The 257-nt window shown below is 66.5% G+C and carries 1 pseudogene; it reads left to right on the top strand.

The window, feature by feature from the left end:
- Window positions 1-35: 35 nt before the first annotated feature.
- A pseudogene (locus tag HLUSI_RS31985) lies at window positions 36-257 on the top strand (acyl-CoA dehydrogenase family protein); the annotation flags it as partial.

Here is a 257-nt window from a genome sequence, read left to right as displayed (position 1 = left end):
CGCAAGCTCGCCGTTGAGCTGGCGCGCGAAGCATCGCGCGCAAGCTGGCGCAGGAGTTCGCCGTCGAGGCGGCCGAACGCGACCGGCAACGGCGCCTGCCGCGTGCGGAGATCGAGCGCTTTTCTTCCAGCGGATTGTGGGCCATCACCGTGCCCAAAGCGTATGGCGGCATCGGCGCATCGTGGGTGACGCTGGCCGAAGTGGTCAGGATCATCTCCACCGCCGATCCGTCCATCGGCCAGATTCCGCAAAACCAT

It is taken from the genome of Herbaspirillum lusitanum P6-12, assembly GCF_000256565.1.
Taxonomy (GTDB): domain Bacteria; phylum Pseudomonadota; class Gammaproteobacteria; order Burkholderiales; family Burkholderiaceae_D; genus Herbaspirillum; species Herbaspirillum lusitanum.
This window is presented reverse-complemented; position numbering and strand designations above follow the sequence as displayed.